This window comes from Variovorax sp. Varisp41 (assembly GCF_047325085.1).
In the GTDB taxonomy this organism is placed as follows: Bacteria; Pseudomonadota; Gammaproteobacteria; order Burkholderiales; family Burkholderiaceae_C; genus Variovorax.
Map to the genome: position 1 here is coordinate 157,735 of NZ_CP168540.1, position 22,052 is coordinate 179,786.

Genomic DNA, 22,052 nt, shown 5'->3' on the forward strand with positions numbered 1-22,052 from the left:
ATCCCAATGGAGTCAAGTCAATGAAGGTTCTTGTGCCTGTCAAACGGGTCGTCGACTACAACGTGAAGGTGCGCGTCAAGAGCGACGGCACGGGCGTGGACATCGCCAACGTCAAGATGAGCATGAACCCCTTCGACGAGATCGCCGTCGAAGAGGCCGTGCGCCTGAAGGAGAAGGGCGTGGTGACCGAGGTCATCGCCGTCTCGTGCGGCGACGCCAAGTCGCAGGAGACCCTGCGCACCGCGATGGCCATCGGCGCCGACCGCGGCATCCTGGTCGAGACCTCGGAAGAGCTGCAGCCGCTGGCCGTGGCCAAGCTGCTCAAGGCGCTGGTCGACAAGGAACAGCCGCAGCTGATCATCCTCGGCAAGCAGGCCATCGACGACGATGCCAACCAGACCGGCCAGATGCTGGCTGCGCTGGCCGACCTGCCGCAAGCCACCTTCGCGAGCAAGGTCGAAGTCGCCGGCGACAAGGCCAACGTCACCCGTGAAGTCGACGGCGGCCTCGAGACCGTCTCGCTCACGCTGCCGGCCGTCATCACGACCGACCTGCGCCTGAACGAGCCGCGCTACGTCACGCTGCCCAACATCATGAAGGCCAAGAAGAAGCAGCTCGACACCTTCAAGCCCGAGGACCTGGGCGTGGACGTCAAGCCGCGCCTGAAGACGCTGAAGGTCTCGGAACCGCCGAAGCGCGGTGCCGGCATCAAGGTGCCCGATGTGGCGACCCTGGTGGACAAGCTGAAGAACGAAGCCAAAGTGATCTGAGGAAGACAACGAACATGACCGCACTCGTCATTGCCGAACACGACCACGCCAGCATCAAGCCGGCCACCCTCAACACCGTGACCGCCGCGCTTGCCTGCGGTGGCGACGTCCACGTGCTCGTGGCCGGTGCCAATGCGGCCGAAGCCGCCAAGGCCGCCGCCCAGATCGCTGGTGTCTCCAAGGTCATCGCAGCCGACAGCGCCAGCCTCGCCGAGAACCTGGCCGAGAACGTCGCGGCTCAAGTCCTGGCCATCGCCAGCAACTACAGCCACATCCTCTTCCCCTCGACCGCCAACGGCAAGAACGTCGCGCCGCGCGTGGCAGCCAAGCTCGATGTCGCGCAGATCAGCGACATCACCAAGGTCGACAGCCCCGACACCTTCGAGCGTCCGATCTACGCGGGCAATGCGATCGCCACCGTGCAGAGCAGCGATGCCACCAAGGTGATCACCGTTCGCACCACCGGCTTCGATGCCGCGGCCGCCACCGGTGGCAGCGCAACGGTCGAAACCGCCGAAGGCGTGGCCGACAGCGGCAAGAGCAGCTTCGTCGGCCGAGAAGTCACGAAGAGCGAGCGTCCCGAACTCACGGCTGCCAAGATCATCGTCTCGGGCGGCCGCGCGCTGGGCAGCGCCGAGAAGTTCACCGAAGTGATGGCCCCGCTGGCCGACAAGCTCAACGCGGGCCTGGGCGCCAGCCGCGCGGCCGTCGACGCGGGCTATGCCCCCAACGACTGGCAAGTGGGCCAGACCGGCAAGATCGTCGCGCCGCAGTTGTACATCGCTGCGGGCATCTCGGGCGCGATCCAGCATCTGGCCGGCATGAAGGACTCCAAGGTGATCGTGGCGATCAACAAGGACGAAGAGGCGCCGATCTTCTCGGTGGCCGACTACGGCCTCGTGGCCGACCTGTTCACGGCCGTGCCGGAACTGGTGAAGGCGCTCTGATCGCGCCATTGCATTGAGCCAGAGGGCATCGTTCGCGATGCCCTTTTCACATCCGCAGTATCGGGAGACATGAGATGAGCTACACCGCCCCCCTCAAGGACATGCTGTTCGACATCGAGCACCTGGCCAACATCGGCGAGATCGCCAGGCTGCCCGGCTTCGAGGACGCCGGCCTCGAGACCGCGCAGGCCGTGCTCGAGGAATGCGCGCGCTTCAACCAGGACGTGATCGCGCCGCTCAACGTCGCGGGCGACCGCAATCCCTCGTCGTTCAAGGACGGCGAGGTCACGACCACGGCCGGCTTCAAGGAAGCCTTCGCGCAGTACGTGTCGGGCGGCTGGCAGGGCCTGCAGCATCCGGCCGACTTCGGCGGCCAGGGCCTGCCCAAGACCATCGGCGCGGCCTGCGGCGAGATGCTGAACTCGGCCAACATGAGCTTCGCGCTGTGCCCGCTGCTCAGCGATGGCGCCATCGAGGCGCTGCTGACCGCGGGCTCCGACGAGCTCAAGGCCACCTACCTCGAGAAGCTCGTGAGCGGCCAGTGGACCGGCACGATGAACCTCACCGAGCCGCAGGCCGGCAGCGACCTCGCGCTGGTGCGCAGCCGCGCCGAGCCGCAGCCCGACGGTACCTACAAGGTCTTCGGCACCAAGATCTTCATCACCTACGGCGAGCACGACATGGCCGAGAACATCGTGCATCTCGTGCTGGCGCGCGTGAGCGGCGCGCCCGAGGGCGTGAAGGGCATCAGCCTGTTCGTGGTGCCGAAGTTCCTGCTGAACGCCGACGGTTCGCCGGGCGCGCGCAACGACGTGCACTGCGTGAGCATCGAGCACAAGATGGGCATCAAGGCCTCGCCGACCGCGGTGCTGCAGTACGGCGACCACGGCGGTGCCGTCGGCTATCTCGTGGGCCAGGAGAACCGCGGCCTCGAGTACATGTTCATCATGATGAACTCGGCCCGCTATGCGGTGGGCATGCAGGGCATCGCGATCGCCGAGCGCGCCTACCAGCATGCCGTGGCCTACGCCAGGGAGCGCGTGCAGAGCCGCCCGGTCGACGGCTCGATCAACGCGAGCGCGGCGATCATCCATCACCCCGACGTGAAGCGCATGCTGATGACCATGCGCGCCTACACCGAAGGCTGCCGCGCGATGGCCAGCGTGGCCGCCGCGGCCTACGACGCCGCGCACCACCATCCCGATGCCGACGCGCGCAAGCAGAACCAGGCCTTCTACGAATTCATGGTGCCGCTGGTCAAGGGCTACAGCACCGAGATGAGCCTCGAGGTGACCTCGCTGGGCGTGCAGGTGCACGGCGGCATGGGCTTCATCGAGGAGACCGGCGCGGCGCAGTACTACCGCGACGCGAAGATCCTCACGATCTATGAAGGCACGACCGCGATCCAGGCCAACGACCTCGTGGGCCGCAAGACCGCGCGCGACGGCGGCCAGACGGCCAAGGCCATCGCCGCGCAGATCGAGAAGACCGAGGCCGAGCTCGCGAAGAGCGACAGCGCCGCCGCCAAGGCCGTGCTCAAGCGCCTGAAGGCCGCGCGCGAGGCCTTCGTCGAGGTGGTGGATTTCGTCGCGGGCCAGACCAAGGCCTCGCCCAACGCGGTGTTCGCGGGCAGCGTGCCCTACCTGATGCTCGCGGGCAACCTGGTGGCCGGCTGGCAGCTGGCGCGTTCGCTGATCGTGGCGCAGGACCAGGCCTCGCACAACGTCGACGTCGACTTCATGCAGGCCAAGATCACGACCGCGCGCTTCTATGCCGAGCACATCCTCTCGAAGGCGCCGGGCCTGCGCGACAGCATCGTCGACGGTGCCGAGAGCGTGAACGCGCTGGCGCTCGAGGCTTTCTGACATCCGGACTTCCGTACGCGAAGGTCGCAAAGGTTACGCAAAGGACGCGAAAGAGAAATCAAAATTTGGTTTTGCTTTTGCGCACTTCGCGGAATCTTCGCGTCCTCCGCGTCCGGCTGTCCGCTCCCGAATTCAACAACCCCTGAGACAACGACCATGTCGAAACTGCCCCCCGTGCTCGCGAACCTGCCGCTGCCGATCATCGGCTCGCCGCTGTTCATCATCAGCAACCCCAAGCTCGTGATCGCGCAATGCAAGGCCGGCGTGGTCGGCTCGATGCCGGCGCTCAACGCGCGGCCCGCGGCGCAGCTCGAGGAGTGGCTGATCGAGATCACCGAGGAGCTCGCGGCCTACAACAAGGCCAATCCCGACAAGCCCGCCGCGCCCTTCGCCATCAACCAGATCGTGCACAAGAGCAACGACCGCCTCGAGCACGACATGGAGATGGTCGTGAAGTACAAGGTGCCGATCGTCATCACCTCGCTGGGCGCGCGCACCGACGTCAACGACGCGGTCCACAGCTACGGCGGCGTGACCTTGCACGACGTGATCAACAACAAGTTCGCGCAGAAGGCGATCGAGAAGGGCGCCGACGGCATCGTCGCGGTGGCGGCCGGCGCCGGCGGCCATGCGGGCATCAAGAGCCCGTTCGCGCTGATCCAGGAGATCCGCCAGTGGTTCGACGGCCCGATCGCGCTGTCGGGCTCGATCGCCACCGGCGGCGCGGTGCTCGCGGCGCAGGCCATGGGCGCCGACTTCGCCTACATCGGCACCGCCTTCATCGCCACCGAGGAGGCCCGCGCGAGCGACGCCTACAAGCAGGCCATCGTCGAGGGCACTTCGGACGACATCGTCTACTCGAGCCTGTTCACCGGCGTGCACGGCAACTACCTCGCGCCCAGCATCGTCAACGCCGGCATGGACCCGGCGAACCTGCCCGAAGGCGACGTGAAGACCATGAGCTTCTCGGGCGGCGAGGGCAACAAGGCCAAGGCCTGGAAGGACATCTGGGGCTCGGGCCAGGGCATCGGCGCGATCAGCGAAGTCTCGAGCGCCGGCGTCTTCATCGAGAAGCTCAAGCGCGAATACCAGGAGGCTCGCCAGCGGCTCGCGCTTTGAGAACGCGTTCCTAGCGTGAACGACCTGCCGGCCCCGGCGGCGAGCGCCGCACCTGCTCCCGCCGCGCGGCGGGAGCGCATGCCGCTGCTCGACGCGGCCAAGGGGCTCGCCTGCGCGGTGATCGTCGGGCATCACCTCTCGCGCTACGGGCCGATGCCCGCGGGCGCGTTGTCGCTCGCGCCCGATTTCCTCGGCTGGCTGGCCAGCGACGGCCGGCTCGCGGTCCAGATCTTCCTCGTGATCGCCGGCTTCCTGGCCGCGGCCAGTCTCGCGCCCGACGGGCTGCTGCGCATCGACCGGCCGCTCGTGCGCATCTTCCAGCGCTACGGCCGACTGGTGATGCCCTACCTCGCCGCGCTCACCGTCTGCGTGCTGGTGGCGGCCGCGGTGCGGCCCTGGCTCGACGCCGAGCTCGTGCCGGCCTCGCCGAGCATCGGTCAGTTGCTCGCGCACGGGCTGCTGCTGCAGGACCTGCTGGGCTACGAGGCACTGTCCACCGGCGTCTGGTACGTGGCGATCGACTTCCAGCTGTTCGCGCTGGCGCTCACGCTGATCGGGCTGCCGGCGCTGCTCGCGCCCCAGGCGGACCAACTGGCGCGGCCCGGCGAAGCCGCGCGCCGGCGCTGGCTCGCGGTCGCGCTGGTGCTCGGCGTGGCCGTCGCATCGCTGGCGCTGTTCAACCGCGAGTCCGAGCTCGACGACACCGCCTTCTATTTCTTCGGCGCCTACGGCCTCGGCATGCTGGTGTTCTGGATCGGCCGCGCCACGCGCGCGAGCACCTGGCAGAGCGCCATCGCGCTGCTGCTGCTGCTGGGCACGGGCGCGCTGGCGCTCGAATGGCGCAGCCGCATCGCGACCGCGCTGGTCACGGCGCTGCTGATCGCGGTGGCGCAGCGGCGGCAATGGCTGTCGCCGCCGCGCTGGCCGCTGGCGGCGGTCGCGCTGCAGCGGCTGGGGCGCATGTCCTATTCGCTGTTCCTGATCCACTTTCCGGTGCTGCTCGCGGTGAATGCCGCCGTGGTGCGGCTCGGGCCGCACGCGCCCTGGATCGACGGGCTCGGCATGCTCGCGACCTTCGGCCTGTCGATCGCCGCGGCCGCGCTGCTGTACCGCTGGGTCGAGACCCGGCCGGCCTCGTGGCGCGCCGTCGCCGCGCTGTTCGCGGGGCTGCTGATCAGCGGCATCGTCGTCTCGCACTGAGATCCCGCCGGCCGTTCTGGCCGGACGCGTTCCTTCGTTGACTTGCGCCCGTGCGGCGAAGCGGGCAGGCTTCGCCGTGCTCGCTGTCCGGTCAGGTTTTCGGTATCATTGTGGAAATTTCAGTAAATACTGAAAATTCACGAAATCAAAAACAGATGAACCCTTCCGCCCACCGTCGACCCCTGCGTGCCCTGGCCCGGCCGGAGATCGGCGGCGTGGTGCAGGGCGCGGCGGCCCTGTTGTGGTTGCCTCAGGCGGCGCTGCTGGCCTGGGCGGTGCAGGCGCTGGCCGATGGCGGCGGGCTGGCCGCGGTGCTGTGGCCCGCGCTCGGCATCCTCCTGTTCGGCTGGCTGCGTGCCGCCTGCGAAGCCTGGGGCGCGCGGCGCACCTTCGGGCGGGCGCGCGCTCGGCTCTCGGACTTGCGCGCCCAGGCCGCGGAGGCATTGGCCGGTGCCTCGCCACTCGACCGCGGCCGCGTGCCCTCGGGCCTGGCCGCGAGCGCGCTGGCCGAGCAGGCCGAGGCGCTGGTGCCGTACCTGGTGCGCTACCAGCCCGCGCGCTGGCGTGCCACCGTGGTGCCGCTCGCGATCCTCGCCGTGGTCGCGAGCCAGACCTGGGTGGCGGCGCTGGTGCTGCTGTTCGCGGCGCCGCTGATCCCGCTGTTCATGGCCATCGTCGGCTGGCGCGCCAAGGCGGCCAGCGAGGCGCAGATGGTGCAGATGGGCGGCATGAACGCCTTCCTGCTCGACCGCCTGCGCGGCCTCGCGACCCTGCGCGCGCTCGGCGCGGTCGATGCCACCGCGGCGCGGCTCGCCGACTCGGCGCAGTCGCTGCGCGAACGCACCATGGCCGTGCTGCGCATCGCCTTCCTGTCCTCGGCCGTGCTCGAGCTGTTCTCGGCGCTGGGCGTGGCGATGGTGGCGGTCTACGTCGGCTTCCATCTGCTGGGCACGCTGGGCTTCGGCACCTGGAACGGGCCGCTGAGCCTGGGCCAGGGCCTGTTCGTGCTGCTGCTCGCGCCGGCCTTCTTCGAACCGCTGCGCGAACTCTCGGCCGTGTGGCACGACCGCGCGGCGGGCGAGGCCGCGCTCGAGGCGCTCGAGGGCCTTCAGCGCGAGGCGCTGCCGCTGCCGGGCGCCCACGCGCCGGACGTGCACGTGGTCTCGATGCAGCCCTCGAGTGCCGCGCCCTCGGTGGTCGTGCACGACCTGCATTTCGCCTGGCCCGGCGAATCGCGCCGCGTGTTCGAAGGCCGTGAGCTGCGCGTGGCAGCGGGCGAGCACATCGCGCTGGCCGGCGCCAGCGGTGCCGGCAAGACCGCGCTGCTGTCGCTGATCGCGGGCCTGGTGCCGGCGCAGCAGGGCGAGATCCTGATCGGCGGGGTGCCGATGAACGAGCGCACCGCCGCCGCGCTGCGCGCGCGCATCGGCTGGATGGGCCAGAAGCCGCACGTGTTCGCGGGCCCTGTCGCCGCCAATGTCGCGCTGGGCCGCGCGCTCGACGCGGGCGGCGTCGAGGCCGCGATGCGCTTCGCGCAGCTCGAGCACGTCGCGCAGGCGCATCCGGGCGCGGCGCTGGGCGAGGGTGGCCTGGGCCTGTCGGGCGGCGAGGCCGTGCGCCTCGCGCTGGCGCGCATCGCGGTCCATCCGCAGGACGACCTGCTGCTGGTCGACGAGCCCACCGCCCACCTCGACACCGAGACCGCGCGGCGCGTGGCCGATGCGCTGCTCGAACTCGCGCGCGGCCGCACCATGATCGTCGCCACGCACGACCCCGCGCTGGCCGCGCGCCTGGACCGCGTCGTGCAGCTCGGCGCCGATGCCGCGGAGAAGGCCGCATGAAGCCGAACACGCACCGTCACGCCGGCGAATTGCGCCTGGTGCTGCGCCCCTTCTTCGCGGCCCAGTCGCGCGCCTTGCGCTGGGGCGCGCTGCTGGCCGCCGTGACCGTGCTCACGGGCATGGCGTTGCTCGGGCTCTCGGGCTGGTTCATCACCGCCACCGCACTCGCGGGCCTGCATGCGGCCACGGCCTTCACCTTCGACGTGTTCGCGCCCTCGGCCGGCATCCGGCTGCTGGCGCTGGGTCGCACCGCCTCGCGCTACGGCGAGCGGCTGGTCACGCACGACGCCACCTTCGGCGCGCTGGCCGCGCTGCGCGTGCGACTGTTCCGCGGCTGGGCGCGGGCCGAGGCGGCGCGCGCGCTGGCGCTGCGCCCGGCGCGCCTGCTGTTCCGGCTCACGAGCGACATCGATGCGCTCGAGTCGCTCTACCTGCGCCTGCTGGTGCCCGCCGCTGCCGCACTCGGCGCCGCGTTGCTGGCCGGCGTGGTGCTCGGCACGATGCACGTCGCGATGGGCGCGGCGCTCGCGGCCTGGCTCGTGGCCGTCGGCTGGGGCCTGGCCTTCGCGGTGTCGCGCCGCGCGCGCCGTCCGGCCTTGCGGCGCGCGCGCGCCATCGAGACGCTGCGCGAGCGCGCGGCCGACCTGGTGGCCGGCCAGACCGAACTGGCGATGGCCGGCCGCCTCGATGCGCAGCGCGAGGCGCTGGCCGCGGCCGACCGCCGGCTGGCGCGCGCCGACCTCGCGCTCAACCGCCTCGAGAGCACGGCCGGCCTGGCCTATGGCGGCGCGGGCACGCTCACGCTGGTGGCGGTGCTGCTCGCGGTGGCGGCGCTGGTGGGCGAGGGCGCGATCGGCGCACCCGCCGCCGCGCTCGCGCTGCTGGTGGCGCTCACCGCGCTCGAACCCTTCGCCGCGCTGCGCCGCGGCGCGCTCGACGCGGGCCGCACCTGGCTCGCGGTGCGTCGCCTGGCGCCGCGCATGGCGCAGGACGACACGCCCACCGCGCCCCGGCTTCCCGAAGACGCATCGCTCGCGCTGCGCCTCACGACGATCGATGCCTTCCATCGCGCCAGCACCGTGCCCGCGCTCGAAGACCTCTCGCTGACCATCGCCGAAGGCGAGCGTGTCGCCATCGTCGGCCCGAGCGGCAGCGGCAAGTCCACGCTGCTCTCGGTGATCGCGGGCGAACTCGCGCCGCGCCGTGGCGAGGTGGCCGCGCTGCCCTGCTGCCTGCTGACCCAGCGCACCGAGCTGTTCGAGGATACGCTGCGCGACAACCTGCGGCTGGCCGATCCCGCCGCCGACGACGAACAACTGTGGGCCGTGCTGCAGGCCGCGGGCCTGGCCGACGACGTGCGCCATCTGTCGTCCGGCCTGTCCACGCGCCTCGGCGAAGGCGGCCTCGGCCTCTCGGGCGGCCAGTCGCGCCGCCTCGCGCTCGCGCGCCTCTTTCTCCGCCCGGTGCCGCTGTGGCTGCTCGACGAGCCCACCGAGGCGCTCGATGCCGCGGTCGCGCACGACGTGCTGCAGCGCCTCGCGCGCCATGCCGAGGGCCGCACGCTCGTGATCGCCACCCACCTGCGCCGCGAGGCCGCGCTCGCCGACCGGCTGCTGCGCATCGAGGACGGCCGCGTCGTCGCCGACCTGCGCAGCGGCAGCGAGGCCTTCGAACACGCGCTGCGGCAACTGCGCGCCGATTGAACGACACCGAAGCAACGCCAACCACTCCACCACGAAGAACACAGGGAACACAAAGGAAGCCACCATGGACCTCGACATCGTCGCCTTGTCGCGATTGCAATTCGCCGTCACGGCGCTCTACCACTTCCTCTTCGTCCCGCTGACGCTGGGCCTCTCGGTCGTCATCGCGATCATGGAGACCGTCTACGTCATGACCGGCCGCGTGATCTGGCGCGACATGACGAAATTCTGGGGCGTGCTGTTCGGCATCAACTTCGCGATGGGCGTCGCCACCGGCGTGGTGATGGAGTTCCAGTTCGGCATGAACTGGAGCTACTACAGCCACTACGTGGGCGACATCTTCGGCGCGCCGCTGGCCATCGAGGGCCTGATGGCCTTCTTCATGGAGGCGACCTTCGTCGGCCTGTTCTTCTTCGGCTGGGACCGGCTCTCCAAGGTCGGCCACCTCGCCACCACCTGGGCCGTGGCCATCGGCTCCAACTTCTCGGCGCTGTGGATCCTGATCGCCAACGGCTGGATGCAGAACCCGGTGGGCGCGGCCTTCAATCCGCAGACCATGCGCATGGAGGTCACCGATTTCGCCGCCGTGCTGACCAACCCGGTGGCGCAGGCCAAGTTCGTGCACACGGTGTCGGCCGGCTATGTCTGCGCGGCGGTGTTCGTGCTGGGCATCTCGGCCTGGTACCTGCTCAAGGGCCGCCACATCGAGCTCGCCAAGCGCTCGATGACGGTGGCTGCCTCCTTCGGCCTCGCGGCCTCGCTGTCGGTGGTGGTGCTGGGCGACGAGAGCGGCTACCTCTCGACCGAGCACCAGAAGATGAAGCTCGCGGCCATCGAGGCCATGTGGGAGACCCAGCCCGCGCCCGCGGCCTTCACCGCCTTCGGCTTTCCCGACCAGGCCGCGCGCGAGACCCACTACGCGATCCACATCCCGGGCGTGATGGGGCTGATCGGCACGCGCTCGCTCAGCACCGTGATCCCGGGCATCGACGAGCTCGTGAAGCGCGCCGAGGCGCGCATCCGCGAGGGCATCAAGGCCTACGACGCGCTGCAGAAGATCCGCGAGGCCGGCGGCAAGCCGGTCACGCAGGGCGTGCGCGACGCCTTCGAGAACAACGGCGTCGACATGGGCTACGCGCTGCTGCTCAAGCGCTACGTGGACGATCCGCGCCAGGCCACCGACGAGCAGATCGCCAAGGCGGCCTGGGACACGGTGCCGCAGGTGGCACCGCTGTTCTGGCTGTTCCGCATCATGGTGGGCATCGGCATGCTGCTGATCCTCTTGACCGGCACCTTCTTCGTGCTGTCGGCGCGCCGCACGCTGGACCGCCACCGCTGGCTGCTCAATGCCGCGGTGATCGCGATCCCGCTGCCGTGGATCGCGGCCGAGGCCGGCTGGCTGGTGGCCGAGTTCGGACGCCAGCCCTGGGTGATCGAGGGCGTGCTGCCGACCGCGGTGGCGGTCTCGAACATCGGCATCAAGTCGGTGCTGTTCACGCTCGCGGGCTTCGTCGCCATCTACACCGTGCTGCTGGTCATCGAGCTCAAGCTGATGGTCAAGGCGATCCGCAAGGGGCCGGTCGCCGAGCACTCGCCCGACGAGGGCGACGCGCGCTCGCACGTTCCGCCCGCCCACGCCGTCTCGACCACCGGGAGCGCCGCATGATCCTCCACACACTCCTCGACTACGACACCCTGCGCTTCATCTGGTGGGCACTGATCGGCGTGCTGCTGGTCGGCTTCGCCGTCACCGACGGCTTCGACCTCGGCAGCGGCATGCTGCTGCCGTTCGCGGCGCGCAACGACATCGAACGCCGGCTCGTCATCAACAGCGTGGGCCCGGTCTGGGAAGGCAACCAGGTCTGGCTGATCCTCGGCGGCGGCGCGGTGTTCGCGGCCTGGCCGCAGCTCTACGCCGTCTCGTTCTCCGGCTTCTACCTTGCGATGTTCGTCGTGCTCTCGGCGCTGATCCTGCGGCCGGTGGCCTTCAAGTTCCGCAGCAAGCGCGAGTCGCCGCAATGGCGCGCGCGCTGGGACGGCGTGCTGTTCTTCAGCGGCCTGGTGCCCGCGCTGATCTTCGGCGTGGCGGTGGGCAACGTGCTGCAGGGCGTGCCGTTCCGCTTCGCGACCGACATGCACATCCACTACGACGGCAGCTTCCTCGGCCTGCTCAACCCCTTCGCGCTGCTGTGCGGGCTGGTGTCGGTGGCGATGATGGCGATGCATGGCGCGGCCTGGCTGCAGCTGAAGACCGCCGGACCCGTGGCCGAGCGCTCGCGCCGCTACGGCATGGTCGCGGCCGCCGCCACCATCGTGCTCTATGCGGCGGCGGGCTTCTGGATGGCCTCGGCCATCGGCGGCTACCGCATCACCAGCGCGGTCGATACCGTGGGGCCGTCGAATCCGCTGCTCAAGACGGTCGAGCTGCAGGCCGGTGCCTGGTTCGCGAACTACGCGGCCCACCCCTGGACCCTGGCCGCGCCGGTGGCCGGCTTCGCGGGCGCGCTGCTGGCGCTGATGGGGCTCGCGCTGCGGCGCGAACTGCTCGCGCTGCTGGCCGGCGCGCTCGGCATCGCCGGCATCATCCTGAGCGTGGGCGCCTCGATGTTCCCGTTCATCCTGCCGTCCTCCATCGATCCGCGCGCCAGCCTCACCGTGTGGGACTCGTCCTCGAGCCACCTCACGCTGTTCATCATGCTGGTGGTCACGGCCATCTTCATCCCGCTGATCGTGGCCTACACGACCTGGGTCTACCACGTGCTGTGGGGCAAGGTCGACGAGAAGGCGATCCGCGAGGAACGCGGTCACGCGTACTGATCGCAAGAAAGGAATAGAACGATGTGGTACTTCGCCTGGATCCTCGGCCTGCCGCTGGCGGCCGCCTTCGCGGTGCTCAACGCGATGTGGTTCGAGCTGATGGCCGACGACGCCATCCGCAAGGAGAAATTCGAGATGCCTGAAACGCCGGAGGGGCAGGAAAGGCTCTGAAAGCGGACAGCCGGACGCAGAGGGCGCGAAGGTTTCGCGAAGAACGCAAAAGGGTCAAGGAAGAAATTTCAAATGTCTTCTTTCGCGACCTTCGCGGAATCTTTGCGTCCTTCGCGTCCTTGTCCCCGTATTGACAGCCTCAATCCGTCGCAGGCTTCTTCTTCCTCGATGCACCCCCCGTGATCCGGTCCTTGAGCGTCAGCACCTTGGTCACGGTCGAGCCCATGCCCATGAGCTGCATCGCGGTCTCGGGCGACAGCCGCTGCACGTCGTCGAACCACTTCATGAGCCGGTCGATCAGGTCGTGCATCTCGCGCATGCGCTCCTGCGCATGACGCTCGGCCTCGCTGTGGGGCGACTCGAGCAGGGCATTGCGCAGCATCGAGAGCGTGGGTTCGATCTCGCGGCGGCGGCGCTCCTCGGCCAGCACGCGGAAGATCTCCCACACGTCCGACGGCGCCTCGAAGTATTCGCGCCGGTCGCCGGGCTGGTGGCGCAGGCGCACCAGGCGCCAGGCCTGCAGCTCCTTCAGGCCCATGCTCACGTTGGAGCGCGAGAACTCCAGCAGCTCGGCGATCTCGTCGGCATTGAGCGGACGTTCCGAGAGAAAGATCAGCGCGTAGATCTGGCCGACGGTGCGGTTGATGCCCCACTTGCTGCCCATCTCGCCGAAATGGGCGACGAACTGGCGGTTGAGCGGGGGCAGGTCGGAGGTGGGAGGCATGGGGCGATTGTCGCCCGGGCCTTGCGGCCGTTCCGGAAGCTTCTGAAAACTCAGGGCGCCGGCAGGGAATCGCCACCGCCGGCCGCGGCCACGCGGCGCCGGTACGAACCCGGCGCGCCACCGGTCCAGGTCTTGAAGGCGCGCTGGAAGGCCGCGCTGTCGGCAAAGCCCAGTTCCGCGGCCAGCGCCGCCAGCGGCACGGCGCTGGTGGCCAGCCGCACGATCGCCACGTCGCGCCGCAGTTGGTCCTTGAGTGCCTGGAACGAGGTGCTCTCGGTCGCCAGGTGGCGCTGCAGGGTGCTGACCGACATGTGCAGGCAGGCGGCCACGGTCGCGAGGTCGGCCCAGGCCGGGCGCTTCTGCTGCAGGATCTCGCGCACCTTGGCGCTGACGGGCTGCTCGGCCAGCCGCGGCAGGATCACGTTGCCGGGCGAGGCCGCGAGGAAGTCGCGGATCGCATGCGCGTCGCGGTGCATCGGCGTGCGCAGCGCCTCGGCGTCGAACCACACGGCCGAGCAGGGCTGGCCGAAGCGCAAGGTGCCGGGGAACACCTTGGCATAGCCGGCCGCGTAGGGCGGCAGCGCGAAGCCGAAGTCGAAGCGCCGCGCCGCCAGCCGTCCGCCATGCAGCCAGGCCAGCAGGCGCCAGTACACGCGCAGCATCAGCTCGTGCAGGAAGTTCTGGTGGCCGATCGCGGGGTTCTCGATCGCGATGCCGAAGCCCGCGAGCTCGCCCTCGCGCAGCAGCACCAGCCGCAGGTCGTCCTGCAGCAGGCTGAAGGTGTGGGCCACGCGGCGCAGCGCATGGCCGAAATCGGGGGCGCCGAGCGTGGAGCGCGCGATCAGCGCCAGGCTGCCGCGGCGCATCCGGCGCGTGAGGAAACACAGCGACTCGTCGTCGAGCCGGTCCATCAAGAGCGCGAACAGCGCCACGTACTGCTCGGCCGTGACGCGCGCGCCCGGCTCGGCCAGCAGCGGCGGCGGCACGCCCGCGTCTTCCAGCGCCCGATCGATGTCGATGGGCGCGGCGGCGCCGCGGGCACGGATGCCGGAAAGCATGCCTTCGACGAAGGCGATCGGGATGGTGACGGGCGGTTGCAGCATGGGAGAGGGCGATTCGACCGTACACGGGACGCGGCGGGCCGTCGATTGACGTTTTCTGCAATGCGAACGAAGCGAAGCGCAATCGCCGGCCCGGGCCCGGATTTCTACCATGCGCTCACGCCAGAAAAAGACCTGCAAAGGCGTGCCGACAAGATCAACGATTAGGAGACGAGCCACCATGTACCTGACCCAGGCGCTGCACCGCGCGATGCAGCAGAAACCGGACAAGACCGCGGTGCGCTTCGGCAGCCGCAGCACCAGCTTCCGCACCTTCGGCGAGCGCATCGCGCGGCTGGCCGGCGCGCTGCAGAAGCTCGGCATGAAGAACGGCGACCGGGTCGCGATGCTGTCGCTCAACTCCGACCGCTACCTCGAATACCAGATGGCCGTGCCCTGGGGCGGCGGCGTGCTCAACCCCTGCAACATCCGCTGGTCGCCGGCCGAGATCCTCTATTCGCTCGAGGACTCGGGCTCGCAGATCCTGCTGGTCGACGACGCCTTCCGCGCGGCGGCCGAGCAACTGCGCGGCCAGTCCACCACCCTGCGCGAGCTGATCTACTGCGGCGACGGCGCGGTTCCCGCCGGCATGCTCGGCTACGAGGCACTGCTCGACAGCGCGGCGCCCGTGCCCGACGCCTACCGCCATGGCGACGACCTCGCCGGCATCTTCTACACCGGCGGCACCACGGGTTTTCCCAAGGGCGTGATGCTGAGCCACGCCAACCTCTGCGCCTCGGCGCTGGCCGCCCAGGCCGAGGGCATGGCGCCGGCCGAGGGCTGCTACCTGCATGCCGCGCCGATGTTCCACCTGGCCGACATGGGCATCTCGGGGCCGCACTGGTTCCAGGGCAACACGCACGTGGTGATCCCGATGTTCAACCCCGAGGCCGTGCTCGACGCGATCGAGCGCGAGCGCGTGACCCACACGCTGCTGGTGCCGACCATGATCCAGATGCTGGTCGACCATCCCGCCATGCGCGACAGGCCGCGCGAGCTCGGCAGCCTGCGCGGCATCGCCTATGGCGCCTCGCCGATCTCCGAGGCCGTGCTCAACCGCGCGATGGCGGCGCTGCCGGGCGTGGACTTCGTGCAGGCCTACGGCATGACCGAGCTGTCGCCGGTGGCCACCATCAACCCCGCCTGGTACCACACGGTCGAGGGCCGCAAGGCCGGCAAGCTGCGCTCGGCCGGCCGCGCGAGCTTCTGCATGGAGGTGCGCATCGTCGATGCCGAGGGCGCCGAGGTGCCGCGCGGCACGGTGGGCGAGGTGGCGGTGCGCGGGCCGAACGTGATGCTCGGCTACTGGAACAAGCCCGAGCAGACGGCCGCCGCGGTGCGCGAGGGCTGGATGCACACCGGCGACGGCGCCTACATGGACGACGACGGCTTCATCTTCGTGGTCGACCGCATGAAGGACATGATCATCAGCGGCGGCGAGAACATCTACTCGGCCGAGGTCGAGAATGCCATCGCCCAGCATCCGGCGGTCGCGGCCTGCGCGGTCATCGGCATCCCGAGCGAGGAGTGGGGCGAGGCCGTGCATGCGGTGCTGGTCGCCAAGCCGGGGCAGCCGGTCACGGCCGACGAGCTGATCGCGCACTGCAAGACCCTGATCGCGGGCTACAAGTGCCCGCGCAGCGTGGCGCTGGTCGAGGCGCTGCCGCTCTCGGGCGCCGGCAAGGTGCTCAAGACCAAGCTGCGCGAGCCGTTCTGGAAGGATCGCCAGCGCGCGATCGCCTGATTTCTTCGTTTCGCTTCAACACCCAGAGAGGAATTCCCATGACCCAGGATGTGCATGTCGTCGGCGTCGGCATGATCCCCTTCACCAAGCCCGGCGCGAACCTGCCCTATCCGCAGATGGCGGCGCAGGCCCTCAACGCGGCGCTGGCCGATGCCGGCATCGGCTACGAGCAGGTGCAGCAGGCCTACGTGGGCTATGTCTACGGCGACTCCACGGCCGGCCAGCGCGCGCTCTACGAGGTCGGCATGACCGGCATCCCGGTGGTCAACGTCAACAACAACTGCTCGACCGGCTCGACCGCGCTGTTCCTCGCGCGCCAGGCCGTGGCCAGCGGCGCGGCCGACTGCGTGCTCGCGCTCGGCTTCGAGCACATGAGCCCAGGCGCGCTGGGCGCGGTGTTCGATGACCGGCCCAGCCCCTTCGACCGATTCGAGGCCATCACCGACGAGCTGGTCGGCAACGAGCAGGTGCCGCTGGCGCTGCGCTACTTCGGCGGCGCGGGGCTGGCCCACATGCAGCAGTACGGCACGCAGCTGTCGACCTTCGCGAAGATCCGCGCCAAGGCCAGCCGCCATGCATCGAACAACCCGGTGGCGCTGTTCCGCACCGTCGTGACCGAGGACGAGGTGCTGGCCACGCCCGTGATGTGGCCCGGCGTGATGACGCGGCTGATGGCCTGCCCGCCGACCTGCGGCGCGGCCGCCGCCATCGTCTGCTCGGCCGGGTTCGCGCAGCGCCACGGCCTGGACCGCGGCGTGCGCATCAAGGCCCAGGCCATGACCACCGACCGCCCCGTGAGCTTCGAGGCGCGCGACATGCGCGAGGTGGTCGGCTTCAGCATGGCGCGCGAGGCGGCGCAGAAGGTCTACGAGGCGGCGGGCGTCGGCCCGCAGGACATCGACGTGGTCGAGCTGCACGACTGCTTCGCGCACAACGAGCTGATCAGCTACGAGGCGCTGGGCCTGTGCCCCGAGGGCGGGGCCGAGAAGTTCGTGGTCGACGGCGACAACACCTACGGCGGCAAGGTCGTCACCAACCCCTCGGGCGGCCTGCTGTCCAAGGGCCATCCGCTGGGCGCCACCGGCCTCGCGCAATGCACCGAGCTGGTCCAGCAGCTGCGCGGCACGGCCGACAAGCGCCAGGTCGAGGGCGCGCGGCTCGCGCTCCAGCACAACCTGGGCCTGGGCGGCGCCTGCGTGGTCACGCTCTACGAACGCGTCTGAAGAAAGGGAGCCTTGCCATGATCGACAGGAAATGGATCGGCCATGCGCTGCCGCCCTCGGTGCTGCCGCTGGAGCGCACGCGGCTGCAGTTCTTCGCCAAGGCGATCGGCGAGACCGATCCGGTCTACACCGACCCCGCCGCCGCGCGCGATGCCGGCTATGCCGACCTGCCCGCGCCGCCCACCTTCCTGTTCGCGGCCGAGCTCGACTCGGGCGCGTCCAACCGGCTGCTGGCCGACCTGGGCATACCGCTGGCCAAGCTGCTGCACGGCGAGCAGGGCTTCAGCTACCACCGCGCGGCCTGCGCGGGCGATACCGTGACGGTGCGCTCGACCATCACCGACATCTACGACAAGAAGAACGGCGCGCTCGAGTTCGTGGTGAAGAGCTCGCGCGCCACCAACCAGCGCGACGAACTGGTGGCCGAGCTGCGCACCGTGATCGTCTGCCGGCATTGAGCCCGAGGAACCCCATGACCGCACCCAACCACGACACCGTGCAGGTCGGCGACGAACTGCCGCCGCTGCAACTGCCGCCGGTCGACCGCACCACGCTCGCGCTGTTCGCGGGCGCCTCGGGCGACCACAACCCGATCCACATCGACATCGACTTCGCGCGCCGCGCCGGCATGCCCGACGTGTTCGCGCAGGGCATGCTGGGCATGGCCTGGCTCGGCCGGCTGCTCACGCAGTGGGCGCCGCAGTCGAAGCTGCGCCGCTTCGACGTGCGCTTCCAGGGCGTGACCCACCTGGGCCATGCGGTGCGTTGCACGGGCCGCGTGGTCGAGAAGCTCGAGCGCGACGGCGAGCGCTGCGTGCGCGTGGAAGTCAGCAGCACCAACCAGCATGGCCAGGTGCGCATCGCGGGCGAAGCGCTGGTGGCGCTCGCCTGAAGACCCAACGAAGAAAGACACCCAGACATGACATCCAGACTCGAAGGCAAGGTCGCCCTCATCACCGGCTCGGGCCGCGGCATCGGCCGCTCGATCGCGCTCAAGCTCGCCTCGGAGGGCGCGCGCGTGGTGGTCAACGATCTCGACGCCGGCCCCGCGGACGAGACCGTGCAGGCCATCCGCGCCGCCGGCGGCCAGGCCGTGGCCTGCAACGGCAGCGTGGCCGCGCCCGACTTCGCCGAGCGCTTCGTCGGCACCGCGGTCAGCGAGTTCCAGGGCCTCGACATCATCGTCAACAACGCCGGCTACACCTGGGACAGCGTGGTGCAGAAGATGACCGACGAGCAGTGGTACGCCATGCTCGACGTGCACCTCACGGCGCCGTTCCGCATCCTGCGCGCGGCGCAGCCGGTGATCCGCCAGCTCTCGAAGACCGAGACCGAGGCCGGCCGGCGCACCGTGCGCAAGGTGGTCAACATCTCCTCGGTGGCGGGGCTGTTCGGCAACGCGGGCCAGGCCAACTACGCGACCGCCAAGGCCGGCATCGTCGGCATGACGCAGACGCTGGCCAAGGAATGGGGCCGCATGAACGTCACCGTGAACTGCGTGGCCTTCGGCTTCATCCAGACCCGGTTGACCGCGAGCGCGGCGGACGCCACCACCGCCCACATCGACGGCCGCGAGATCAAGGTCGGCATCAACCCCGGCCTGCTGTCGATGATGGAGCAGACCATTCCGCTGGGCCGCGGCGGCACGCCCGAGGAGGCTGCCGGCGCGGTCTACCTGCTGTGCATTCCCGAGTCGGACTACGTCAGCGGCCAGACGCTGATGTGCACCGGCGGCCTCACGGGCATCTGAGATGCCGCTCGAGCAGGGCATCGCCTGGTCGGTGGAGGAGGGCATCGGCCGCATCGTGCTGCGCCGTCCCGAGCGCGCCAACGCGATCGGCGCCGCGAGCAGCCGCGCGCTGGTGCGCGCGATCGACGAGGTGCTGGCGGCCGCGCCGCGCGTGGTGCTGCTGACCGGCGAGGGCCGCGTGTTCTGCGCCGGCGGCGATATCGAGGAGTTCGTTGCGGCCGGGGACGACCTGCCCGCGCTGGTCGATGAAATCCTCGATCCCCTGCATCCGGCGCTGCTGCGGCTGGTGAACGGCCCGGCGCCGCTCGTGACCGTGCTCAACGGCGCGGTCGGCGGCGCGGGCGTGGGGCTCGCGCTGGCCGGCGACTTCGTGCTCGCGGCCGAGTCGATGAAGCTGCGCACCGGCTACGCGGCCATCGGCCTGTCGCCCGACGCGGGCAGCTCGTGGTTCCTCGCGCGGCGCATCGGGGTGCTGCGCGCGCAGCAGTGGCTGATGCTCAGCGAGCCCATCGACAGCCAGCGCTGCCTGGCGGCCGGCGCGGTCGATGCGCTGCATCCCGACGCCGAACTGGCCGCGGCCGGCGAAGCGCTGGCCCGACGGCTGGCCGCGGGCGCGTCCGGGTCCTTCGCCGCGATCAAGGCGCTGTGCGCGGAGGCGCCGGGCCGCACGCTCGAGGCGCACCTGGCGCTCGAGCACCGCCTGCTGCGCGAGCGCGCCGGCAGCGCCGATGCGCGCGAGGGCGTGGCGGCCTTCCTGCAGAAGCGCGCGCCGCGTTTCGGCGCGTCCTGAGACGCGGCGGCGCTCAGCCGCCCGCCAGGCGCGCCGGGCCGAGCATCTCGTGCGTGTCGTGCGCCATCACCGCGAGAAAGGCCACCAGCCCGATGTAGTAGACGGCGTAGGTCAGCCGCGTCTCGGCCGACACCGCGTAGTACTGCCGGTTGGCCGGATCCTCGGGGTCGTACTTCCAGGCCCGCATCACCTGCGGCGCCGCCAGCACGGCCACCAGCACCAGCATCGGGCTCGGCCGCCAGAAGAAGAGGGCGACCAGCACCGGCACCCCGAGCAGCCAGACGCGCGGCGTGAGCACCGCGGTGATGCGGCCGCCATCGAAGGGCGAGAGCGGGATCAGGTTGAACAGGTTGATGAAGAAGCCCGCATAGGCGAGCGCCAGCAGCAGCCGGCTGTCGCTCTCGCGCGCGAGGAAGTAGCAGGCCAGCGAGGCCAGGCTGCCGAGCAGCGGCCCGGCGAAGCCCACCCAGGCCTCGGTCTCGACGTCGTGCGGCTGGTCCTTGAGCTCGACCCAGGCGCCCACGAAGGGAATGAAGGTGGGCGCGCCCACGTCCAGGCCGCGCTGGCGCGCCGCGAGGAAGTGGCCCATCTCGTGGATGAAGATCAGCGCCACGAAGCCCGCCGCGTAGCGCCAGCCGAAGACGAAGGCATAGGCGACCACCGACAGCAGCATGGTGCCGCCGGTGAGCAGCAGCTTGCCGAGCTTGCCCGCGCTCAGCAGCAGGAGCAGCAGCTTGACCACGGCCCGCGCGCGCTCAGGCCGCGGGCGGATTCGTCGGCGGCAGCCCGCCGGCCGGCGTCTCGCTCGCCACCGGCGCCTTCTCCTTGCGCCGGAACAGCTTGCCCGCGCCCCACAGTGCGCCGCCCACCGCCACCGCGATGATCTTGGCGAACTTGGCCAGGAAGGCCGCGATCACCGCGAACAGGCCGAGCTTCTTGACCGCCGCGCCAGCCACCAGCGCCGCGAGGCCATAGGCCGCGACCTTGTCGGTGGAGGCATCGAAGTCGGCATAGCGCTTGCCGTCGTCGTACTGCAGCGCCGCCAGCAACTGGGTCGCGTCGGGCTTGTACTTCTCGAGGTCGTTGGCGTTGGTCACGAGGTTCAGGCTGATGTAGCCCTCGCGTCCCAGCGCATAGGTGTTGTAGTTGACGCCCTGGCTGCCCGAGGGCTCGTCCTTGTGCTTCGACAGCGCCGACCACACGAGGCGGTGCACGGAGGCGTCGTACTGCGGCTTCTGTGCCCAGCCCGTGACCTCGATCGCCGGGATGCCGCGCTTGGCGCGCTCCTCGTTCGCGGCCTCGGTGCCTTCCTTGAGGCTCTTGAGCAGGTCGTCGGCGTTCCAGTCCTTGGCGTCGTCGTCCTTGATGTAGCCCTCCTTGACGAACTTCACCACGGCGAACCAGTCGGCGTCGTTGTTCGGGAACACCGCGCCGAGGAAGCTGTCGTCGACCCGGTTGCCCATGCTGCGCATGAGCTGCGCCGCGGCCGGCGTGGGCACCCAGACATAGCCGGGCGGCAGCTTCAGGTGGGCCTGGTCGCGCAGGGCGATGTCGGCCGGGCCGGTCTTCTGCACCGCGCGCGCGGCCTTGAAGGCGGCCTCCTGCTCGGCTTCGAGCGAGTTGGCCGGCACGGCGGCGGAACTGGGGGGATTGGAAGGCGGCGCGGCGGCGGCGGGGCCGGCGGCCAGGACGGCGAACGCGAACAGGACGCCCGCCGACAGGCGGGCCATGGGGATCCTCATGCTCTCTCTCCTCGGTTGTTATCGGTTTTGCGAGACGAGGGCGCAGTCTATCGGGCAGGTTCGCGCGCCGTCCGTAGGACGGCGGCGAAAGCCGGTTTCCGGGGGCTCAGGCCCAGGGCGTCGGCGGCGGGATCTCGCACACCGGCTCCACGTCCACGCTCTTGAAATCGGCCGGCGAGACGATCTCCAGGTACTCCATGTCGGGCGAGTAGTCGAACAGGTAGTGCCGGATGCCGGGGCGCTGGTGCACCACGTCGCCGGCCTCGACCAGGGTTTCCTTGTCCTCGTACATGAAGCGGGCCCAGCCCTTGACCATGATCACGATCTGGAAGTCGGCCTCGTGGCGATGCCAGCCGGTGCCCGCTTCCGGTGCCATGTTGGCCTTGACGAGGTGCGCGATCACCTTGCCGTTGGTGGCGGCGGCAACGCCGAGGTCGCGGTAGAGGAAGAAGTCGCGCAGTCCGCCCGAGACGAATTCGGTGTCGCCCGGCTTGACGTGGGAGAACTGGGTGGCGGTACGGTCCAGCATGGAAGCTCCTTTGCGGC

21 protein-coding genes are annotated in these 22,052 nt (G+C 70.1%); 16 read left to right on the forward strand and 5 right to left on the reverse strand.

Annotated elements, in window-relative coordinates:
• Positions 1-20: 20 nt before the first annotated feature.
• The 10 genes from ACEN9J_RS00735 to cydX all read left to right on the forward strand — a co-directional run bounded on the left by ACEN9J_RS00735 (position 21) and on the right by cydX (position 12,433).
• Entirely contained in the window at positions 21-770 is a 750-nt protein-coding gene (locus tag ACEN9J_RS00735) for an electron transfer flavoprotein subunit beta/FixA family protein (RefSeq protein WP_203201717.1), read from the forward strand.
• A 14-nt stretch (positions 771-784) separates the two neighbouring features.
• A complete protein-coding gene (locus ACEN9J_RS00740) occupies positions 785-1,717 on the forward strand; it encodes an electron transfer flavoprotein subunit alpha/FixB family protein (protein ID WP_413763008.1) in 933 nt (310 codons plus the stop codon).
• 74 nt (positions 1,718-1,791) lie between these two features.
• The gene (locus ACEN9J_RS00745) at positions 1,792-3,582 is read left to right on the forward strand and encodes an acyl-CoA dehydrogenase (protein WP_413763009.1); all 1,791 of its coding nucleotides are present in this window, start codon (positions 1,792-1,794) and stop codon (positions 3,580-3,582) included.
• A 156-nt stretch (positions 3,583-3,738) separates the two neighbouring features.
• Positions 3,739-4,701, forward strand: a complete 963-nt coding sequence (locus tag ACEN9J_RS00750; RefSeq protein ID WP_413763010.1) for an NAD(P)H-dependent flavin oxidoreductase — start codon at positions 3,739-3,741, stop codon at positions 4,699-4,701.
• Positions 4,702-4,779: 78 nt separating this feature from the next.
• On the forward strand, positions 4,780-5,901 hold the full coding sequence (locus tag ACEN9J_RS00755) for an acyltransferase family protein (RefSeq protein ID WP_413764653.1): 1,122 nt from the start codon (positions 4,780-4,782) through the stop codon (positions 5,899-5,901).
• Positions 5,902-6,056: 155 nt separating this feature from the next.
• Positions 6,057-7,742, forward strand: a complete 1,686-nt coding sequence (cydD, locus tag ACEN9J_RS00760) for a thiol reductant ABC exporter subunit CydD (RefSeq protein WP_413763011.1) — start codon at positions 6,057-6,059, stop codon at positions 7,740-7,742.
• Positions 7,739-9,445, forward strand: a complete 1,707-nt coding sequence (locus ACEN9J_RS00765; protein ID WP_413763012.1) for an amino acid ABC transporter ATP-binding/permease protein — start codon at positions 7,739-7,741, stop codon at positions 9,443-9,445. Before cydD ends, ACEN9J_RS00765 begins: the two co-directional genes overlap by 4 nt.
• A 64-nt stretch (positions 9,446-9,509) precedes the next feature.
• Positions 9,510-11,111 carry a cytochrome ubiquinol oxidase subunit I gene (locus ACEN9J_RS00770; protein ID WP_413763013.1) on the forward strand — a complete coding sequence of 534 codons (1,602 nt, stop codon included), beginning with the start codon at positions 9,510-9,512 and terminating at the stop codon, positions 11,109-11,111.
• Positions 11,108-12,262, forward strand: a complete 1,155-nt coding sequence (cydB, locus tag ACEN9J_RS00775) for a cytochrome d ubiquinol oxidase subunit II (protein ID WP_413763014.1) — start codon at positions 11,108-11,110, stop codon at positions 12,260-12,262. Before ACEN9J_RS00770 ends, cydB begins: the two co-directional genes overlap by 4 nt.
• A 21-nt stretch (positions 12,263-12,283) precedes the next feature.
• Positions 12,284-12,433 (forward strand): cytochrome bd-I oxidase subunit CydX, encoded by a 150-nt coding sequence (cydX, locus tag ACEN9J_RS00780; RefSeq protein WP_057595803.1) that lies wholly within the window; start codon positions 12,284-12,286, stop codon positions 12,431-12,433.
• 139 nt (positions 12,434-12,572) lie between these two features.
• Here the strand turns inward: cydX and ACEN9J_RS00785 are convergent, their stop codons facing one another.
• The gene (locus ACEN9J_RS00785; protein WP_057595802.1) at positions 12,573-13,157 is read right to left on the reverse strand and encodes a GbsR/MarR family transcriptional regulator; all 585 of its coding nucleotides are present in this window, start codon (positions 13,155-13,157) and stop codon (positions 12,573-12,575) included.
• 50 nt (positions 13,158-13,207) lie between these two features.
• Complete coding sequence (locus tag ACEN9J_RS00790) at positions 13,208-14,260, reverse strand: AraC family transcriptional regulator (RefSeq protein WP_413763015.1); 1,053 nt, start codon at positions 14,258-14,260, stop codon at positions 13,208-13,210.
• A gap of 178 nt (positions 14,261-14,438) precedes the next feature.
• Here ACEN9J_RS00790 and ACEN9J_RS00795 point away from each other — a divergent pair, with 178 nt between their 5' ends.
• From ACEN9J_RS00795 to ACEN9J_RS00820, 6 genes are read left to right on the forward strand one after another with little or no spacing between them, the layout of a single operon-like run.
• The gene (locus ACEN9J_RS00795) at positions 14,439-16,001 is read left to right on the forward strand and encodes a long-chain-fatty-acid--CoA ligase (RefSeq protein ID WP_413763016.1); all 1,563 of its coding nucleotides are present in this window, start codon (positions 14,439-14,441) and stop codon (positions 15,999-16,001) included.
• A gap of 38 nt (positions 16,002-16,039) precedes the next feature.
• Positions 16,040-17,224 (forward strand): lipid-transfer protein, encoded by a 1,185-nt coding sequence (locus tag ACEN9J_RS00800; protein ID WP_413763017.1) that lies wholly within the window; start codon positions 16,040-16,042, stop codon positions 17,222-17,224.
• A 17-nt stretch (positions 17,225-17,241) separates the two neighbouring features.
• Complete coding sequence (locus ACEN9J_RS00805; protein WP_413763018.1) at positions 17,242-17,682, forward strand: MaoC family dehydratase N-terminal domain-containing protein; 441 nt, start codon at positions 17,242-17,244, stop codon at positions 17,680-17,682.
• Positions 17,683-17,696: 14 nt separating this feature from the next.
• Complete coding sequence (locus tag ACEN9J_RS00810) at positions 17,697-18,116, forward strand: MaoC family dehydratase (RefSeq protein ID WP_261216469.1); 420 nt, start codon at positions 17,697-17,699, stop codon at positions 18,114-18,116.
• A 27-nt stretch (positions 18,117-18,143) separates the two neighbouring features.
• Positions 18,144-18,974: an SDR family NAD(P)-dependent oxidoreductase gene (locus ACEN9J_RS00815; protein ID WP_057595796.1), complete on the forward strand. Its 831-nt coding sequence runs from the start codon at positions 18,144-18,146 to the stop codon at positions 18,972-18,974.
• A 1-nt stretch (position 18,975) separates the two neighbouring features.
• Positions 18,976-19,764 (forward strand): enoyl-CoA hydratase-related protein, encoded by a 789-nt coding sequence (locus tag ACEN9J_RS00820; protein WP_413763019.1) that lies wholly within the window; start codon positions 18,976-18,978, stop codon positions 19,762-19,764.
• 13 nt (positions 19,765-19,777) lie between these two features.
• On the opposite strand, the gene ACEN9J_RS00825 is transcribed toward ACEN9J_RS00820, so the two are convergent.
• The 3 genes from ACEN9J_RS00825 to ACEN9J_RS00835 all read right to left on the reverse strand — a co-directional run bounded on the left by ACEN9J_RS00825 (position 19,778) and on the right by ACEN9J_RS00835 (position 22,035).
• Positions 19,778-20,506 carry a site-2 protease family protein gene (locus ACEN9J_RS00825; protein ID WP_413763020.1) on the reverse strand — a complete coding sequence of 243 codons (729 nt, stop codon included), beginning with the start codon at positions 20,504-20,506 and terminating at the stop codon, positions 19,778-19,780.
• Between the two features lie 13 nt (positions 20,507-20,519).
• Positions 20,520-21,506 carry a DUF2167 domain-containing protein gene (locus ACEN9J_RS00830; RefSeq protein WP_413763021.1) on the reverse strand — a complete coding sequence of 329 codons (987 nt, stop codon included), beginning with the start codon at positions 21,504-21,506 and terminating at the stop codon, positions 20,520-20,522.
• 106 nt (positions 21,507-21,612) lie between these two features.
• Positions 21,613-22,035 carry a cupin domain-containing protein gene (locus ACEN9J_RS00835; RefSeq protein ID WP_057595793.1) on the reverse strand — a complete coding sequence of 141 codons (423 nt, stop codon included), beginning with the start codon at positions 22,033-22,035 and terminating at the stop codon, positions 21,613-21,615.
• Between the last annotated feature and the right edge of the window lie 17 nt (positions 22,036-22,052).

Excerpts from the sequence above, each read along its gene's own strand:
- ACEN9J_RS00735 (WP_203201717.1), top strand. The coding sequence starts at position 21 with ATGAAGGTTCTTGTGCCTGTCAAACGGGTCGTCGACTACAACGTGAAG.
- ACEN9J_RS00740 (WP_413763008.1), top strand. The coding sequence starts at position 785 with ATGACCGCACTCGTCATTGCCGAACACGACCACGCCAGCATCAAGCCG.
- ACEN9J_RS00745 (WP_413763009.1), top strand. The coding sequence starts at position 1,792 with ATGAGCTACACCGCCCCCCTCAAGGACATGCTGTTCGACATCGAGCAC.
- ACEN9J_RS00750 (WP_413763010.1), top strand. The coding sequence starts at position 3,739 with ATGTCGAAACTGCCCCCCGTGCTCGCGAACCTGCCGCTGCCGATCATC.
- ACEN9J_RS00755 (WP_413764653.1), top strand. The coding sequence starts at position 4,780 with ATGCCGCTGCTCGACGCGGCCAAGGGGCTCGCCTGCGCGGTGATCGTC.
- cydD (WP_413763011.1), top strand. The coding sequence starts at position 6,057 with ATGAACCCTTCCGCCCACCGTCGACCCCTGCGTGCCCTGGCCCGGCCG.
- ACEN9J_RS00765 (WP_413763012.1), top strand. The coding sequence starts at position 7,739 with ATGAAGCCGAACACGCACCGTCACGCCGGCGAATTGCGCCTGGTGCTG.
- ACEN9J_RS00770 (WP_413763013.1), top strand. The coding sequence starts at position 9,510 with ATGGACCTCGACATCGTCGCCTTGTCGCGATTGCAATTCGCCGTCACG.
- cydB (WP_413763014.1), top strand. The coding sequence starts at position 11,108 with ATGATCCTCCACACACTCCTCGACTACGACACCCTGCGCTTCATCTGG.
- cydX (WP_057595803.1), top strand. The coding sequence starts at position 12,284 with ATGTGGTACTTCGCCTGGATCCTCGGCCTGCCGCTGGCGGCCGCCTTC.
- ACEN9J_RS00785 (WP_057595802.1), bottom strand. The coding sequence starts at position 13,157 with ATGCCTCCCACCTCCGACCTGCCCCCGCTCAACCGCCAGTTCGTCGCC.
- ACEN9J_RS00790 (WP_413763015.1), bottom strand. The coding sequence starts at position 14,260 with ATGCTGCAACCGCCCGTCACCATCCCGATCGCCTTCGTCGAAGGCATG.
- ACEN9J_RS00795 (WP_413763016.1), top strand. The coding sequence starts at position 14,439 with ATGTACCTGACCCAGGCGCTGCACCGCGCGATGCAGCAGAAACCGGAC.
- ACEN9J_RS00800 (WP_413763017.1), top strand. The coding sequence starts at position 16,040 with ATGACCCAGGATGTGCATGTCGTCGGCGTCGGCATGATCCCCTTCACC.
- ACEN9J_RS00805 (WP_413763018.1), top strand. The coding sequence starts at position 17,242 with ATGATCGACAGGAAATGGATCGGCCATGCGCTGCCGCCCTCGGTGCTG.
- ACEN9J_RS00810 (WP_261216469.1), top strand. The coding sequence starts at position 17,697 with ATGACCGCACCCAACCACGACACCGTGCAGGTCGGCGACGAACTGCCG.
- ACEN9J_RS00815 (WP_057595796.1), top strand. The coding sequence starts at position 18,144 with ATGACATCCAGACTCGAAGGCAAGGTCGCCCTCATCACCGGCTCGGGC.
- ACEN9J_RS00820 (WP_413763019.1), top strand. The coding sequence starts at position 18,976 with ATGCCGCTCGAGCAGGGCATCGCCTGGTCGGTGGAGGAGGGCATCGGC.
- ACEN9J_RS00830 (WP_413763021.1), bottom strand. The coding sequence starts at position 21,506 with ATGAGGATCCCCATGGCCCGCCTGTCGGCGGGCGTCCTGTTCGCGTTC.
- ACEN9J_RS00835 (WP_057595793.1), bottom strand. The coding sequence starts at position 22,035 with ATGCTGGACCGTACCGCCACCCAGTTCTCCCACGTCAAGCCGGGCGAC.